Raw genomic sequence first — 16,378 nt, 5'->3', positions numbered from 1 at the left:
CCGACAATCGACAGAGGCAACAATGAAGTTGTCAGGAACCTGCCCCAAGTGTCAACACACTGTCCTCTGGTACGTAGAAAACGTCGCCGCCAATGAAGAGGCGGGCATGAAACAACAGCACTTCACGTTTCGGCTCGCAGTTATCGGAAACGGCTCGTCCGGTCGTAGCGGGGATACCGAGGCGTACGTCTGCCAGCAGTGCGGCTACGTCGAGCTCTACCTGAAGGAGCGCCTCCCCGTCGACGGCAAGCACGTCCGCGAGCTGCGACGCCCTCAAGGCCCGCCCTACCGCGGCTGATCAATCATGCCGTTGACGAGCTCGACCGGCCATCACGACTCGAAGACCCACGCGCGACGAGAGGTCCAGTGAAGATCGTTAAGCCGATGAAGGTTCCCATGCTGACTCGGGTGCTGGAGTTCCAGCGGCGGAGCTACTTCCATGTGACCGCCATGCTGGGCTTCCCACTCACTAGCCCTCGCGCCCTGGTCGACGAGCTGTCGTTCTGGCGCATCGTCACCGGCGCCCTCGGCGAACAGGGCGCGATCGACGAAGGCTTCGCCAAGACGCGCGGCGAGCTGCTCGTCGCGGGCAGCTTTCACGCCCCGGGCGGCGTGCCCACCCGCGCCTCGTACGTGAGGGCGCAGATCGGAAGCGTCGACAAGCGCCTCGCCGTGGTCGGCGACCGGACGTGGCGCGACGGCGTGCCGACCGAGCCCGCGCCGATGACCACCCTGCGCATCGACTGGGCGCACGCCTTCGGAGGGGCCGGCTACGACAGGAACCCTCACGGCAAAGGCCACGAGTCGCTCGATCTCGGCGGTCGTTCCGTGTACCCGATGCCCAACGTCGAGCAGTACGGCGCCATGATCCGCTCCCCGTCGGAGCGCCCGGAGCCCGCCGGCTTCCTGCCGATGGACATCACGTTCGCGCCGCGCAGGAGGCGCGCCGGCACCTACGACAAACGCTGGCTCGACGAGAACTTCCCCGGCATACCCGCCGACACGGATCCGACATTCTTCAACGTGGCACCCGAGGATCAGTGGCTCGATGGTCTCTTCCGCGGGGACGAAGAGATCCTCATCGAGAACATGCACCCAGAGAAGCCACGCCTCGAGGGGAGGCTGCCCGACCTCGTGACGCGATCGTTCGTCACCCACCACACCCCGGAAGGCGATCGTTTCCTCGAGATCCCGATGCGCCCCGACACGGTCTGGGTGTTCCCCGCCGAGGAGCTCGGCGTCGTCATCTTCCACGGCGTGCTCGCGATCGCCGAGGACGACGCGGCCGACATCGTACACCTGCTCTGCGCGTGCGAGGAGCCCGGCTCGCCACGCCCGCTCGAGCACTACCAGGCAGCCCTCGCGCGCCGCCTCGACAAGGACAAGGGCGCGGTCGCAGAGATCTCCGACGGCGACCTCATGCCGCCGCGCGCGTCGGGCGTCGCGCCCAACATCGACCTTGGCGACATGGGACGCTGGGTCAAGAGCGAGAACCTGGCCGCCCAGAACCTGCGTCGAGGCCAGGAGCGGAGCTTCGCGGAGGCGCGGGCACGCATCGAGGCCGAAGGGCTCGACCCGAAGGACCACGGCCTCGACGAGCTGCCTCCCCTCCCCGAGCCGCCGCCAGACGACCTCGACGGTCTCGCCGCATATGTCGAGGCCGCGTCCCTGAGGACCGAGGAGCTGATGGAGCGAGCCCGAGCGTCGGAGACGCAGGCCCGCGAGGAGGCGAGACGAGCCTGGGCCGAGAGGGGGGAGGACTTCGATGCTGCCATGGAGAAGGCGGCCAAGGAGGGCGCAGGGCCGCCCAAGTTCTCGGCAAAGGCGCACCTGACAGCGCTGCGCTCGATGGCGGCGGAGGCGCGCGAGGCCGGCGTCGTGCTGGACGACGTGGAGCAGATGCTGGCCGACCCGGGGTATCACGCGACGATCGAGGAGCAGGAGCGGGGCCTGTTCGAGATGTACCGGCGGATGGGGCACCTGCAGCCCACGGCCGCGGCGATGGAACCCGAGGCATCGGAGCGCGCGCGCGTGATCGTCAGGCTCGCCATGGAGGTCGGCGAGCCCCTGGCGAACCGCGATTTCACGGGTGCGAACCTCGCGGGGATGTCCCTGTCCGGCGTGGACCTCTCCGGCGCGTTCCTCGAGTCGGCCGATCTCTCGGGGTGCGACCTCTCCCGGGCCAATCTCGACGGCGCGGTGCTCGCCAGGGCGAACCTGGACGGCGCGAACCTCACCGAGGCGCGGCTCCGCGGCGCGAACCTGGGAGGAGCAACGCTGCGCCGCGCCGAGCTCGAGCGCGCCGACCTGAAGGAGGCGGTGCTGAGCCGCACCGAGCTCGCGGGGGCGCGCTTCTCCGGCGCAGATCTCACGGGCGCCGACTGGATCGAGGCGAAGCCGGGAGGCGCGGACTTCACGGGCGCCACGCTCGGGCAGTGCACCCTGCTGAAGGCCGACCTGTCCGGCGCCCGCTTCACAGGCGCCGATCTCTCGGACGCGAACCTCGTGGAGTGCACGCTCGATGGCGCCGACTTCTCGAGCGCCACGCTCCGGAAGACGACCTTCATCGCCTGCCACGGAAAGCGTGTGTCGTTTCGATCAGCGTGTTTTCAGCAGGGCGTCGTCGTCCACGGTTCGTCCTTTCCCGAGGCCGACTTCAGCGACGCCGACATGGAGAGGGCCAACCTGCGCGGCACCGTCCTCGCAGGCGCACGGCTCGACCGGGCGAACCTGCGCGGCGCCGATCTCTCCGGGTGTGACGCCTCCGAGGCCAGCCTGGAGCGCGCCGTCATCAAGGGCGGCCTACTCATCCGGACCAACCTCGGAGATGCGTCGCTGCAGGGGGCCAATCTGATGGACGCGCTCGCCTCCAAGGCCCGGCTGACAGGGGCAGACTTCACCGGAGCGAACCTGTTCCGCGCCGATCTATCACGGGTCGCCGGCGACGAGCGGACCACGTTCGCCGAGGCCGAGGTCGGCCATGTGCGCTTCCTCCCGAGAGCGGACGCCCAGCGAGGTGGCTCATGAACCGCGATGAGCTCCTCGACAAGCTCCGGCACGGCGAGCCGATACGCCACGTCGACCTGTCGCACCTCGCGCTCGACGGGGCGGACCTGTCAGGGGCGAGCTTCGAAGAGGTGCGCTTCCCCACGGCGATGCGCGCCGCGCTCCTGAAGGAGTCGAGCTTCATCGCGTGCGATCTCACCCGGTGCGATCTGCGCGACGCGGACCTGCGCCACGCGAGCTTCTACCGATCGCGGCTCGAAGGGGCGCGCTTCGACGGCGGCAAGCACATCGCGGCTGCCTTCGTCGAGTGCGCCGCGGACGGCGCGTCGTTCGCGCGCATCGAGGCGCCCATCGCGAACTGGGTGAAGACCTCGCTCCGGGGAGCGTCGTTCGCGGGCTCGAACCTCGACCGAGCGAACCTCGTCGACATCGACGCAGACCGGGCGAGCTTCGCCGGGGCGAACCTCGAGAAGGCAACCCTCTACCGCGCCGATCTGCGCACGGCCGACCTCGCCGCCGCGAACCTCGCGCTGACGACGCTCGTCGAGGCCAAGCTCGGGCCGAAGGGTTTCGCCGATACAAGGCTGTTCCGCACGCAGTTCATGAAGAGCGATCTCGCCGGCGCGAGCTTCGCCGGGGCAGACTGCGCGCAGTGCAACTTCATGGGAGCCGACCTGCGCGAAGCCCGGCTGGAGGGCGCGAGGGGGCCGCAGTGCTTCTTCGGCGAGGCGAAGCTGCACGGGGCGCGCCTCTCGAACGGCCAGTTCCCCCAGGCGGTGTTCGACAAGGCCGAGCTGCTGAAAGCGGACCTCTCCGGCGCGTTCCTCGAGGAAGCTTACTTTGGTCGCGCGCTGGCAGCTGGAGCGCGGTTCGTCGATGCCAGGCTCCGGGAGGCGGACTTCTCGCACGCCGACGTGTCGGCCGCCGATTTCTCTGGAGCCGGCCTGTATCGAACCCGGTTCCACCTCGCGAAGCGCGACGGCGCGGTGTTGCCGCGGCTCTCGGGGTGGCTTGGCGACGACGAGGAGCTGGCCAGGGTGGAACGATGGCAGCCGACGCACGGCGCGGCGCCCCCAGTGAAGACGTGAAGCAGGTTGCAATCGAGGCGAGGAGCAGGTCGTTCAGGAGATGTCCCGCAAGGGACAGCACAGACGACGTGGAGAAAGGGTTGATACCGTGACAGCCGTAAAGAAGCTTGCGAGGCCGGAGGCCTATCTCGAGACAGGGAGCGTTGAGCGGGTCGGCGCGACGCTCCTGGTGCGCCTCGCCTCGTCGAGCTGCGAGGCACGGCGCGCCAAGAGCTGCCTCGTCGCCCCCGAGGCCGGGGACAAGGTGCTCTGCGCCATCGAGCCGGAGGGGGTCTATGTGCTGGCCGTGCTCGACGGTCGCGACGGCGCGCCTACCAAGCTCGCGACCGACGGCGACCTGGAGGTACAGGCGCGGGGCGGGCGGATCGCGATCTGCGCGTCGGAACGCGTCGACATCGTGGGCGCCCGCGAGGTGGCCGTGACGGGCGCCGAGGTGCACGTGCGCGCCAAGAAGGGAGCCATTGCGATCGATGAGCTCGGCTTCTTCGGGCGGCTCGTGCAGGCCGAGGTGACGAAGATCGCGCTCGTGGCGCAGGAGGCCGACACCATCCTCACCCGCTTGACCCAGCGCGCCAAGCGCGTGTTCCGCTTCGTGGAGGAGATCGATCAGACACGCGCGGGGACCGTCGATCTCCGCGCCGAGAACCTGATCGGCATTCGCGGAGAGAACGCGATCATCTCGGCCCGTGTCCTCGCCAAGGTCGATGGCGAGCAGATCCACCTCGGCTGACCGCTACGCGAAGAGAGGAGATCCCGATATGTTGGCAAAGACGAGCGCTGGCGGCATGTGCCTGGCGTTTCCCGACGTGTGCCTCACGCCGGCCCCACCTGCGCCGGCTCCGGTCCCGGTGCCTTATCCCAACATCGCGATGGAGCCCACCGACGTGGGGTTCGTGCCGAACGTCCTCATGACGTGCACGCCGGCGCACAACCTGGCCACGATGCCCATGCTCACGAACGGTGATAACGCCGGCCTGGCGACCGGCGTCGCGTCTGGCACCGTGATGGGCGCTGCACGCACGGTGACAGGGGCGTTCACCGTGGTGGTCGGGGGGATGCCGCTCGCGCGGCTCACCAGCATGACGATCCAGAACAACACCAATGCGCCTGGGGCCAAGATCGTGCCCAGCGTCACCAACGTGATCGTTCTGGCGCCCTGAGGGCGTTGGCCAAGGGAGGTGCCGGCGCGCCTCGAACCGTCACCCGGCCCGGCCCCGCCGCAGTCACCGGTACGGCGTGCCGGTCGCCTCCCCATCGACGTAGCGAACCTTGGGCCGCCACGGATGCGACGCGAGCCGGGCGAGGGCCTCGTTCGCGTCGCGCGCGTACCACTCGGTGAAGCCGCAGATCGCGCAGATCCAGGTCTCGAAGAAGCCCGCATGAACGGTCTCGAGCGGCGAGCCCCAGTCGTCCGTGGGGCCCTTAAGAACGTACCCGGACGCCACGCTCATCGTGTTGCTTCCCCCGCCGTCGCCAGCGGACTCGGCTTTCTCCACGACCCAGAGCTTCCTGGACTGGCACTTCGGACACTGACGAGAGATCTTCATGGCGATGGGTCTCCTTGATCCTGTCGAGCCTAGCACCGCGGCTCACTGCCCATCCGGGCGATCAGGCACGACGCCCCCAGGGCCGTCTCGACGGCGCGGTCCCGATCCCCACATGGGCACGTCGCCAAAGCCGCCCGCCGCCCGCGCCCTTCCTGGCGGCAGCGACGAACGGCCCAACGAGGAGTCGGCCCTCGATCGCTCACGAGCCTTCGGGATCTTCCAGGCTCACCGGCGCCGTCTCGTCGATCTCCTTCATGTTGGCGCCCGCGATCTTCGCCCGCCTCCGCGAGGCCCCATGCAGATTGGCACGCTCCAGGTTGGCGCCGCGAAGATCGGTCAGATCGAGCTTCGCGTGCGCCAGCACCGCGGCGACGAGGCGGGTCTTGCAGAACGAGGCTGCGCCGAGGTCGGCGCGGTCGAACCGCGCCGACATGAAATCGCCGCGATCGGCCTTCGCGTCACGCAGGTTGGCGCCGGCGAACGACGCGCCCACGAAGCGCGCATCCTCCAGGTCGGCGCCTGCCAGGTTCGCCGCGGAGAGGGTCGCGCCGTCGCCGCGGGCACGAGCGAGCCGCGCTCGCTCTAGGTTCGCCCCGCGCAGCGAAGCGCCGTGAAGGTCCGCCTCCTCGAGCGAAGCCTCGACGAGCTCCGCGCGGTCGGCGCGCGCGTTCGTGAGATCGGCGCGCGACAGATCCGCGCCGCGGAGGTCGGCCTCGTCGAGCGTCGCCTCGACGAGGCTGGCCCCTGCGAGGCGGGCACCACGGAGCCTCGCGCCGCGGAGCGCGCACCGCGCGAGGGAGCGCCCGCTGAAGTCGAGCCCCGAAAGGTCACCGCCCGACAGGTCGTCTCCATCGAAATCGCCGCCTTCGGCGAGCCTCGCCTCGGCGCGCTTTCGCGCCTCCAGCCCGGCGAGCGGCTCGCTCGTCACACGCGGCGATACGGCTGCCGGCGACACGACCTCGGGCGGCCGACTCACCCTCTCCGGCAGCGCCACCTCGGCCAGCGCCGGCGGCGCCACCTCGAACGGCGGACTCACCTTCTCCGGCGGTGCAACCTCCACCGGCGGATAGACCGCCTCCTGCCTCGATGGCTCTCGCGCCGCGAGCGTCGACCCGGATGACTCCGCCCGTGGAGCCGCCACGGGATGCGGCTCCGGCGGCGGCGCCGATTCCACGACACCGCTCTCAGGATCTCCCGAGTCGACCAGCGTGCGCCCGGCCCGCGAGCCCCCGGCGCCAGCGGGGCTGACGAGCCGAGGCCCGGGCACGGGGCTCCACGGCGCGCCCGGGATGGGGTCCTCCCCGCGCGACGCGCTCGTCCCCGGCGCTGCCAACGGGAACTGCGCCCGCTCTGCCCCGACCTCCGCGAGCTTGTCCTCGGGGATCGGCATCCTCTGGCCCAGCGGTCCCGTGATGCCCCCGCTCACGGCGACAGGAGCAGGAGCCTGCGGCGCGGCAGGCGAATCACGAAAGGGGAGCACTGGCATCTCCATCTTTCCCTTCGAGAGCGGGCCTGTCTCCACCAGCCCGGCGGGCGCCACGATCGGCCTCGCAAGCAGCACCGCCGGCGCCGAGCTCCGGTGCGTCGCCGCAGGGTCCCCAGGGAGCGGCGCGCCGTGCTCCGGCCACGGAATGGTCCCTTTGAGCGTCTCGACACCCGCGAACAGGCGGATGTCCTGGAGCGCCTCCTCGCTCTCCGTCGCGAAGTTGCCCCGCCACACGAGCGAGGCGATCTGTCGATCACCGTCGATGACGAGCGTGTCGGCTACCAGCGGGATCTCCTGCGATCCGCCCACCAGCGCGGCGTCAATGCGGTAGCGGCGCACACGGGCGCGCGCCGAGGGGAGGCGCGTCCAGACGAACGCCCTCTCCGCGCTCAGGTTCTCGAGGAGGATGCATTCATCACCTTGCAGAAAGGGGATCTGCTGATCGAACGGCGCCGGGTTGAAGGCGCGAAAGTCGAAGTCCTCCGGGATGTCGAGCACCTCCGCGCGCCCCGCGGCGGCGGGATCCGCGCCGGGCGAGCCGAGCTGCGCCGAACGATGCGCGGCGCCTGGCTCGAAGCCGTTGAAGAGCCGCTTCCGCAAGGCCCAGTGAGACGCGATCGGCCCGAAGCACGCGGGCCGGTGGGGGCTCGCAGGATTGACCAGGTTCGGGCGCGCTCGCCTTGCGCCCATCGCTGGATCCAGCGCGTCGGCTCGCGCGCCCTCGCCGGCCTCGGAGACGCCGACCGGGTTCCACGGATGGCTGGGCCCGCCCGCCGCGCGCTCGTACACGAGCGGCATCCTCTGGAACGGCGTGGGCGCGATGCTGCCGGGCGTGGGGTCCCCGAAGACGTGGATCGTCTTGTCGAGCAGCGGCCCACCGCGGAAGAGCGCGAGCCTCGCCGAGAGGCCGATCACCGGCCCGGTGGCGTCCGGCGCATGCGCGTGCCCGGTGAGCACGACGCCGGCGCCGGGGAGGTACGGCGCGGTGTCGCTCGCCGAGCGCAGGCTCCGCGAGGGGTCGTCGTCGTGAAAGCGGTCCTCGCGCTCGACGGGCTCGGGCGCCACGAGATCCGCGTCGCCGTCCGCGCCGAGGGCGAACGTCGCCTTCACGAGGATCGTGACGCGCAGCACGCCGCCGATGCGCCACAGGACCGCGCCGCACGACACGGGATTCAAGGCGACGATGTCCACCGGCCAGAGCGCGCGCACGCGCCGATCCTACCCGCTCGTGGTCCGGCGCGTGCAGGGAGACTCGGGGAACTTCGCGGCTGTGACGCGCGTGTCCATCGCCGCCAGCGGTCGCGCCGCCGCGCCGTCGCGCCGCCTCGCCACCTCGCCCGACCGGGCGCGAGGGGGCTGGAGGCGCCGGCGGACATGGTCTATCGTCACGAGTCCGCCGATCGGACGCCGCGAGGCGCCGAGAGCCGCTCCAACGTCTCGATGGCCGCTGAAGGGGGTCTTGCCATGCGGATCGCGCTGATATCCGACATCCACGGCAATGAAGTGGCGCTCAGGGCCGTGCTGGCCAGCATCCGCGCGACGGGCGTCGATCAGGTGATCTGCCTCGGCGACGTCGCGACGCTGGGGCCGCGGCCCTCGGCCATCCTGGACATGCTGCAGGAGCTCGGGTGCCCCTGCATCCTCGGGAACCACGACGAGTTCATGCTGGATCCGGAGCTGATCCGCACCTACACCGAGGCCCCCATCGTCGTCGACGCGGTGGACTGGTGCCGTGACCGGCTGTCGAGAGACGAGCTCGCCTTCCTGCGCACGTTCCAGGCGCGCCTCGAGATCCCGCTCGACGCTCACTCGACGCTCCTCGTGTTCCACGGCTCGCCCCGGTCTCACATGGAGGATCTCCTCGCGAACACCCCGCCGGACGAGCTCGATCGCCGCCTCGAGGGCCACGCTGCGACGGTGATGGCCGGGGGGCACACGCACCTCCAGATGCTCCGCCAGCACCGCGGCACGCTCCTCGTGAACCCGGGGAGCGTCGGGATGCCGTTCAAGGAGTACGCGAACGGCGGGCCGCCGACGCTGCTCCACCACGCCGAGTACGCGACCGTGGAGGCGCAAGGCGGCGCGGTCAACGTCAGCCTGCACAGGGTGCCGGTCGACAGGGACGCGATCCGCGCGGCGGTGAAGGCCTGCGACAACCCCATGCGCGGCGCGCTGCTGCAACAATACGCCTGAGCGAGCCCGGCCGCTCCCGTCGGCCGCGGCGCGCGGAGACCAGGGAGCGCGAGCGCATCGAGGCCGCCCGCGACGCTGCGCGCTGCGCGCTGGCGCCGAAGAATCCCGCGGCGTTGGCGAGGCGGAGGGGCCCGATCCGCGTGCGGCGAGCCGCGGCGATCTGGTAGCCTCGAGGGCGCGCGCCGGAGAGCGATGGAGCCCCGATGACGAAATACGAGCATATCAAGCTGTCCTATGAGGCGTCCAAGGCGGCGATCGGCCAGGTCGCCGAGGAGCTCTTGCAGTGGATATACGAGCTCCGTGACCACATGGCGTGGCCGAGGGACAAGTGGGCGCTCAACCGGATCGCCGGAGACGCCCACGCCAACGGGCTCTTGCAGCGGTTCGTCGTCGAGAATCAGCCCGGCGTCGGCGAGGTCCTGAAGTGCCAGCTGTCCCTCACCGTCGAGGAAGAGCTGCCGTTCACCGTCGACTTCTTCGCGGTGGGCAGGACCGACAGGGGCCTCCTCGTCGTCCTCATCGGCGGAGAGCAGATCACCGTCAGCAAGGCCTCCCCCGAGGCCTTCTTCGAGAAGGCCGTGGAGCACATCCGGCAGCAGGCGAGGCGCGTGGCGAAGACGCGCCGCGTAGGAGCCATCGCCGGCACGCCCCACCGCCCCGCCTAGGCGAAGCGCTCGCCTGGCTGCTCAGGCGCAGCGCTCGCCTGGCCTGGCGCTCGGCCGAGCGCCACCGTGCAACGCTCGCGAACGCGATGACGGCGCCCCTGCGCTTCATCAACGAAATCCGCCGCACCAGAAACGAAAGCCTCACCCGTACAACGCCTACGTAAATTCACGGACCCTCGTCAGGAGATCCCTGGCCCAGCTCCTGCATAGCCCTGACCCTGGAGCGCCTGAGGGACGGTTTCCCCCCCCACACCGTCGGACGGGCGCTCTTTTTTCTTTTTGTCCGCGCCTCCGCCTCGGCACCCACGCGGGTGCCGAGGCGGGTCAGCGCGAGACGGCTTGCGCGAGGCCAGGGCTACCGCGCGCAGCGTGCGTCGCCGGAGAGGAGGCGCTTCGCCGCGCCAGCGATGGAGGCAGCGTCGAGCCCCGCCGCACGCAGGAGCTCGGCCGGGGTGCCCGAGCCGGGCATCTCCCTCACGGCGAGGTGGATGACGCGCGCGACGACGGGCTCTTCGCCGGCCAAGGCCTCGAGCACGGCGTCGCCCAGGCCGCCCTCGGCCCAGTGATCCTCCACGACGACGGCGTTTCCAGCCGTGGCCTGCACCGCCGCCCGGATGCCGGCGGCGTCGATCGGCTTGATGCCATACGCGTCGAGGATTCGAGCGGAGAGCCCGCTCGCCTCGAGCTCTGCGTGGGCCTTCAACGCCTCGTGGACGGTGATGCCGGCGGCGATGATCGTCACGCGATCGTGGGGTGTCTCGCGCAGCACCTTGCTCCCGCCGATGGGGAACGCTTCGGTCGCATCGTACAGGATGGGCGTCTTCTCGCGCGTCGTTCGGAGATAGACGATGCCCTTCTGATCGGCCATGGCAGCCACCAGCCGAGCTGTCTGATTGGCACAGCACGGATAGAGCACGGTGCTCCCGTGGACGGCGCGCATCATGGCCAGATCCTCGAGCCCCATCTGCGACGGGCCGTCCTCGCCGATGGATACGCCCGCGTGCGAGCCGCACACGCGGATATCGGCCCTCGACACCGCGGCCATCCGGAGGAAATCGTGGGCGCGCGTGAGGAAAGCCGCGAACGTCGACGCAAAGGGCGACCAGCGCCGGACGCTCAGCCCGACGGCGGCGGCCACCATCTGCTGTTCGCTGATGAACATCTCGAAATAGCGATCTGGATGAGCCTTCGCGAACTCATCGGCAAAGGTCGAGTTGTTGACCTCGGCGTCCACGGCGACGATATCCGCGCGCGCAGCGCCGAGCGCCTTGAGCGCGTCGCCGTAGGCTTTCCGCGTCGCGACGGCCGTGGAGCGCTCGTAGACGGGGAGCCTCAGCGGCCCGGCGGTGGGCCGCGGAGCAGGCTCACCCGGCGCAGGCGCCTCTGGCGTGATGACGATATCGCGCATGCCCCCCAGCTCTTCGATCGCCTTCGCGCACTGCGCCTTGTCGAGCGCCTTTCCGTGCCAGCCGTCCTTGTCCTCGACGAGGGACACGCCCTTTCCCTTCACCGTGCGCGCGACGATCAGCACGGGCGCGTCCGAGGCGCGGAGGGCTTCGGCGTAGGCGCCGGAGATGGCGGCTGGATCGTGGCCGTCGATCTCCAGGGCACGCCAGCCGAACGCGCGGGCGCGCGCCGCATAGGCCGCGGCGTTCCAGCCGAGGGGTGTCTGTCCGCGTTGCCCGAGGCGGTTCATGTCGAGGATGGCAATGAGGTTGCCGAGCTTCGTGTGGCGCGCGTGGTCGAACGCCTCCCAGATGGATCCCTCGGACATCTCGCTGTCGCCGAGCAACACCCAGACACGGTAGGGAGCCTTCTCGAGGTACTTCCCGGAGAGCGCGATCCCGACGCCCATGGGGAGCCCCTGACCCAGGGAGCCGGTCGCCACGTCGATCCAGGGGAGCGTCGGCACCGGGTGCCCTTGCAGCGGGCTCCCGAAGCGCCGGTACGACAGGAGCTCCGCGTCGGAGATGACGCCCGCCGCCTTGAGCATCGCGTAGAGCAGCGGGGAGGCGTGGCCCTTCGAGAAGATCACGTGATCGTTGTTCGGGTTCTCCGGATGGCTCAGGTCCCAGCGGAGGTAGTCGCGGAGGAGCACCGCCATGAGATCGGCCGCCGACAGGCTGGAGGTCGGGTGTCCGGAGCCGGCCATCGTCGAGCAGCGGAGGCTATCGACGCCAAGCTGCTGAGCGAGCTCACGCTGACCGTGAGCCTGCTCGGCGCTGCCTCGGTGTTGCCCCTCGGTCCGGTCGCGCCCGCCGCGCGGTTCGTGCCCACGCGGAGGCACCCCGTGGGGCGCCTGGGTCGACCGCTCGCCAGACGGCGCGGGCGAGCGATCCTTCTCGGCCTTCGCCGCTTGCTCTCGATCATCCTGCGCAGGCAGTCCCCGGGGGCGGCTCGGCGCAACGTCTTTCAGGGGGCTGCGTACATGCTTTGGCCGTCTCTTCTCGGCCGGCTTGGGGGCTTCTTGCGCCATGGCTTCACCTGACGCCGCCGTCTTGATGCAAGCAGGGCGCCACCAGGCACAAGGCTTGAGTCTGGCCACGACGATGACAGCCAAGCCTGCCTGCATGGCGCAATCGTCGAGCGGCCTGAGGCGTGCGTCGAACCGCCGAGCTCACTCACGCGCTGGTTGGCAACGACCGCTCAGTGACGCGTCCTGAGCAGCTCGCGTTCGGTGGGTGCGCTTCGCGCGCCGGTCGCGCGGTCACCACGGGAGATGCGAGCGCTCCGCGGCGCCGGGCGCGGGTCGACCGGGCGCGCGGCCTGCGCGGCGAGGGGGCGCGGCGCGGCCGCGGGGACGGAGGCCCCCTCGGGCGCGGGGACAGCGGCCTCGTCGGGCGCGGGGACAGCGGCCTCCACCGCCGCGGCGTCGCCCGATCTCGCTGCTCGGCGTGGGCTCGCCTGCGCCGCGATGCGCGCCTGCGCGGCGCGGACCACGGACGCGGCGCGCGCATCGACGCTCGACGCCCGCAGCGCGGCGGGGGCCTGGGCTTGCGCCCACAGCACGCCGGTCGACAGCACGACGCCGAGCGCCACGACGAGGCCGGCCGCGAGGCCGAGCTTGCCCCGGCGCGCGGGCTCGGCCCGCTCGGCGCGCGCCGGCGCCCCGGGCGGGCCGACAGCGGCCTTGTAAGCGGCGACCATGGCCTCGATCGAGGGGAACCGCTCCGTCGGGTTCAGGGCGAAAGCGCGCGCGAACCAGGCCGAGAGCGCCGGCGGGGCCTCCGGGTACAGCGCCGGCCGCGGCGGTTGCGCGCTGGCCAGGATCGAGGCGAGCACGTCGCTCATGGTGTGGCCCGGGAAGGGCAGCCGGCCCGTGAGCGCCTCGTAGGAGACGACCGCGAGCGCCCACATGTCCGAGTGCGGGTTGGTGTCCCCATCGCAGGCGTGCTCCGGGCTCAGGTACGCCGGCGTGCCCAGCACCACGCCGCCGAGGGTCCGGCGGGGAAAGTCGGCTGGCAGCTCCTTTCGGATCCACTTGGCGATGCCGAAATCCGCGACCTTGGCGCGCACCTCACCGCTGCGCTCCTCCTCGAGCAGCACGTTCGTCGGCTTGATGTCGCGGTGCACGATGCCGAGGCCGTGCGCGACGGAGAGGGCCTCTCCGATCTGGCCGAGGAGCGGGGCGAGCTCCGCCGGGGACATCCGCCCCCGCTCCTGCATGAGCTGCCTCAGCGACCGACCTCGAACGTGGCCCATGACGAGGTACGGGCCCGCGGCAGGGTCGTTGCCGACGTCGTGCACGGCGACGACGTGGTCCGTCTTCTGCGCCAGCTGCGCCGCGACCTGGGCCTCGAACCGGAAGCGCTCCAGCGCGGTGCCGGCCTGGCTCTCGCGCCGGACCGTGAGGAGCTTGAGCGCGACGTCGATCCGCAGGGCCCTGTCGTGCGCGAGCCACACCTCGCCCATGGCGCCGCGTCCGACCAGCCTCGAGAGCTTGTACCGCCCGGCGACCAGCTGGTTGCGCCGCGGGTCCTGGGTTACGTCGCCCCGCCCGGCTGCAGAAGAAGCGGGAGCGGCGTCGCCGGAGCGGTCAGAGCGCGCCGCAATGGCACGCGCGCTGTCCGCCATCGGGACATTGGCGTCAGATCGTCCACCGGAAGCCGATGCTTGCCACACGAGCGGTACCCTCCGTGCCGTCGCCGTGCCCAGGCTCGTTGACGCGCTGATGCGACAACGCTCCTGGACGCCGAGACCGGGGCATGTCAGCCACGGTACCACCGGGCGGGGGAGGCAGGAATCAGGAACGACGGAAGCGCCTCGCTCAGGAGTCTCCGGATCCACCATGAGGTGCGCAAGGGTGGTGAATCAGCGTCCTACGGCGCCATCGCCCCGGTCAGAACGTCATCGTGAGCGCGTTCGCCAGCCGGTTCGCCCGGCCATGCGGGAAATCATGCGGCGGCGCCGGATGATGCGATGAAGGGCCGCCGCCCAGACGGCCATCCATGCCGCCGGAGCGCCCGTCGGGGCGGTTCGACCGGCCATTCCGCAGGTGCACCCGCCGCCTTCATCGCCTTCTGCACCTGCGCTGTTCGATGTGCTGGAGCCGCCGCCGCTGGATACGGAGGATCCCGTGCCGCTACCGGCGCCAGCGGCCACGCAACTGCAACCGTTCGGCTGGCCGGGAGGAACACATCCCGCGGGGCAGCTCCCGGCATCATCGCCGTCGCATTCCTCGGGAGCCTCGATCTCGCCATCACCGCACTGGCTCGCAGGCTCACACGACTGACCCGGGCAGGAGCAGGTCTCGGAGCAGCCCCGGAAGCTGCTCCACATGCACTCACCCATCGCGCGTTCACGATTGCCCCCGTCCTTGTTGCTCCCATCGAGCTCGGGCACTCTCCCCGAGCCGGAGATACAATCTCCGCTCCCGTCAGGACCGTGGTCGGAGCCGTACTGGCCCCCGACGGGCGCGCAGGGATCCGGCTGTGTCAAGGCGCCGTGGTCGACCCAGCGATCCGCATAAGAGAGGAGGACATCCTTGTTGACCGGCCACGCCGCCGCGAGCGCAGGCATGAGCCGCACGAGGAGCGCCGAGTATTTCGTCGGTTTGGCCGTGTTGTCTTGATACCATCCGCCAGGCTCGAAGCCGCCGTCGATGTACCCATAGGGATCTCGGATCGTCCGGGTCGATTGATCGGAGAAGTCGTCCCAGTACTCCTCCTCCGTACCGACGGGCTGCCCCCACAGGGCGGTGCCGTTCTTGCCGGCGTAATAGCTGGCCGTCTCGAAGAATCGGCCCGCATCGACGGCCGAGAGGTCCGCCAGCATCGCCGGATCGGCCAGCATCGCGGCCGCGAAGGCATAAGCGAAGAGCTTGCCGCCGCCATTGCCGCCGCCGCCTCGGAACAGGCTGGTGCCCATCCTGTCGACGCCCCAGATGTCGATACCGTGCTGCACGTAGCCGACGAGCACGGGGAACTTGGCGGCGAGATCCTCCTCGGGCGTGCAGGGCGGCGCGCCGCAAACATCGGCGAGATGAAGCCAGGCGTAGACGTCGGTGTCGCGCGCCCAGATGTCGGTCGACCACGGCCTGCCGTCGGGGAGCGCGTCCTCCGGCGGCATGAGGTCGCACGTGACCGAATGGCTCGTGTAATCGAGGCGGAGGTGGCGCGTCCAGGCCAGGGCCGTCTCCAGCGAGGGGGTGTCGGTGCACGCGGCCTGCAGACGGGACAGGAGCTGTGTCTGCAGCGTGGAGGTCGAGAGCATGGGCTTGTTCGTGCCCATGAAAGGAGGACGAAAGGTCGTGCTCGGGTCGGCGGGCGGCGCGTCGATCACCGTGACAACCGCCGCGAAACGCCCGCACGACTTCTCACCGGCGCCATCGCAATCGCCCGACGGGTTGTCGGACACGTACTTCACGACGGAGCTGCCGGGCGGCGCAGCGTAAGGCAGGCTGATGGGCGGTGCATGGTCGTCGAGCCGGTCGTCCCACCGCTGCGGCCCGTCGGGGGAAGGGTTCACGTCCACACCGTGACGGCCGCCGGCCGCCTCGGGCGTGATGGTCGTGATGCTGGCGGCGCCGTTCTCGCTGATGACGAAGTACTCGCCCGTCGCATACTGACCGCAGGCATAGGCCTTATCGAAGCGGAACGTGATGTCGTTGCTCGGCCCCGATGGCGCCTCGTAGCGCAGGCAGGGGCCGCTCGAATCGGACGTGAGGGCGCTCGGGCTCCCTGAACAGCCGCAGTCCGCCCTGGCCTGCGCGTCAAGGAGAACAACCGCCGCCGAGGCGGCGAGTGCGACGGTCAACAGGTTGAGCTTCATCCTGTACACGACCTAACACGGGGCACGCGCTCGAGGGGTGCCGGTCAGCCCTCGTGCGCTGTTCTACGCGCGGCGCTGCCTCTGAACCGCGCGGGTAGCGGGAACGGAGGCGGCGCGTCCCGG

At 70.5% G+C, this 16,378-nt stretch carries 11 protein-coding genes and 1 pseudogene; 7 read left to right on the top strand and 5 right to left on the bottom strand.

Going from position 1 to position 16,378, the window contains the following annotated elements:
* Window positions 1-106 precede the first annotated feature (106 nt).
* The 5 genes from WMF46_RS45250 (at window position 107) to WMF46_RS45230 (ending at window position 5,254) form a co-directional block, all read left to right on the top strand.
* Window positions 107-298 (top strand): hypothetical protein, encoded by a 192-nt coding sequence (locus tag WMF46_RS45250; RefSeq protein ID WP_437982905.1) that lies wholly within the window; start codon window positions 107-109, stop codon window positions 296-298.
* 98 nt (window positions 299-396) lie between these two features.
* A complete protein-coding gene (locus WMF46_RS45245; RefSeq protein WP_437982904.1) occupies window positions 397-3,027 on the top strand; it encodes a DUF2169 domain-containing protein in 2,631 nt (876 codons plus the stop codon).
* Entirely contained in the window at window positions 3,024-4,094 is a 1,071-nt protein-coding gene (locus tag WMF46_RS45240) for a pentapeptide repeat-containing protein (RefSeq protein WP_437982903.1), read from the top strand. Before WMF46_RS45245 ends, WMF46_RS45240 begins: the two co-directional genes overlap by 4 nt.
* Before the next feature lie 88 nt (window positions 4,095-4,182).
* The gene (locus WMF46_RS45235) at window positions 4,183-4,824 is read left to right on the top strand and encodes a DUF3540 domain-containing protein (protein WP_437982902.1); all 642 of its coding nucleotides are present in this window, start codon (window positions 4,183-4,185) and stop codon (window positions 4,822-4,824) included.
* 28 nt (window positions 4,825-4,852) lie between these two features.
* The gene (locus WMF46_RS45230) at window positions 4,853-5,254 is read left to right on the top strand and encodes a DUF4150 domain-containing protein (protein ID WP_437982901.1); all 402 of its coding nucleotides are present in this window, start codon (window positions 4,853-4,855) and stop codon (window positions 5,252-5,254) included.
* Window positions 5,255-5,317: 63 nt separating this feature from the next.
* On the opposite strand, the gene WMF46_RS45225 is transcribed toward WMF46_RS45230, so the two are convergent.
* Both WMF46_RS45225 and WMF46_RS45220 read right to left on the bottom strand, forming a co-directional pair.
* Window positions 5,318-5,641, bottom strand: a complete 324-nt coding sequence (locus WMF46_RS45225) for a hypothetical protein (RefSeq protein ID WP_437982900.1) — start codon at window positions 5,639-5,641, stop codon at window positions 5,318-5,320.
* Window positions 5,642-5,840: 199 nt separating this feature from the next.
* Entirely contained in the window at window positions 5,841-8,336 is a 2,496-nt protein-coding gene (locus WMF46_RS45220) for a DUF2169 domain-containing protein (protein ID WP_437982899.1), read from the bottom strand.
* A gap of 165 nt (window positions 8,337-8,501) precedes the next feature.
* Here WMF46_RS45220 and WMF46_RS45215 point away from each other — a divergent pair, with 165 nt between their 5' ends.
* The gene (locus WMF46_RS45215; RefSeq protein WP_437982898.1) at window positions 8,502-9,320 is read left to right on the top strand and encodes a metallophosphoesterase family protein; all 819 of its coding nucleotides are present in this window, start codon (window positions 8,502-8,504) and stop codon (window positions 9,318-9,320) included.
* Between the two features lie 203 nt (window positions 9,321-9,523).
* Window positions 9,524-9,985 (top strand): hypothetical protein, encoded by a 462-nt coding sequence (locus tag WMF46_RS45210; RefSeq protein ID WP_437547332.1) that lies wholly within the window; start codon window positions 9,524-9,526, stop codon window positions 9,983-9,985.
* A gap of 355 nt (window positions 9,986-10,340) precedes the next feature.
* On the opposite strand, the pseudogene WMF46_RS45205 reads toward WMF46_RS45210, so the two are convergent.
* The 3 genes and pseudogenes from WMF46_RS45205 to WMF46_RS45195 all read right to left on the bottom strand — a co-directional run.
* A pseudogene (locus WMF46_RS45205) lies at window positions 10,341-12,209 on the bottom strand (transketolase); the annotation flags it as partial.
* Between the two features lie 422 nt (window positions 12,210-12,631).
* Window positions 12,632-14,059 carry a serine/threonine-protein kinase gene (locus WMF46_RS45200; RefSeq protein WP_437982897.1) on the bottom strand — a complete coding sequence of 476 codons (1,428 nt, stop codon included), beginning with the start codon at window positions 14,057-14,059 and terminating at the stop codon, window positions 12,632-12,634.
* 273 nt (window positions 14,060-14,332) lie between these two features.
* On the bottom strand, window positions 14,333-16,255 hold the full coding sequence (locus tag WMF46_RS45195) for a hypothetical protein (protein ID WP_437982896.1): 1,923 nt from the start codon (window positions 16,253-16,255) through the stop codon (window positions 14,333-14,335).
* Window positions 16,256-16,378 lie beyond the last annotated feature (123 nt).

Origin of the sequence: Sorangium sp. So ce117 (assembly GCF_051524395.1) — a bacterium.
GTDB lineage: Bacteria > Myxococcota_A > Polyangia > Polyangiales > Polyangiaceae > Sorangium > Sorangium cellulosum_B.
This window is presented reverse-complemented; position numbering and strand designations above follow the sequence as displayed.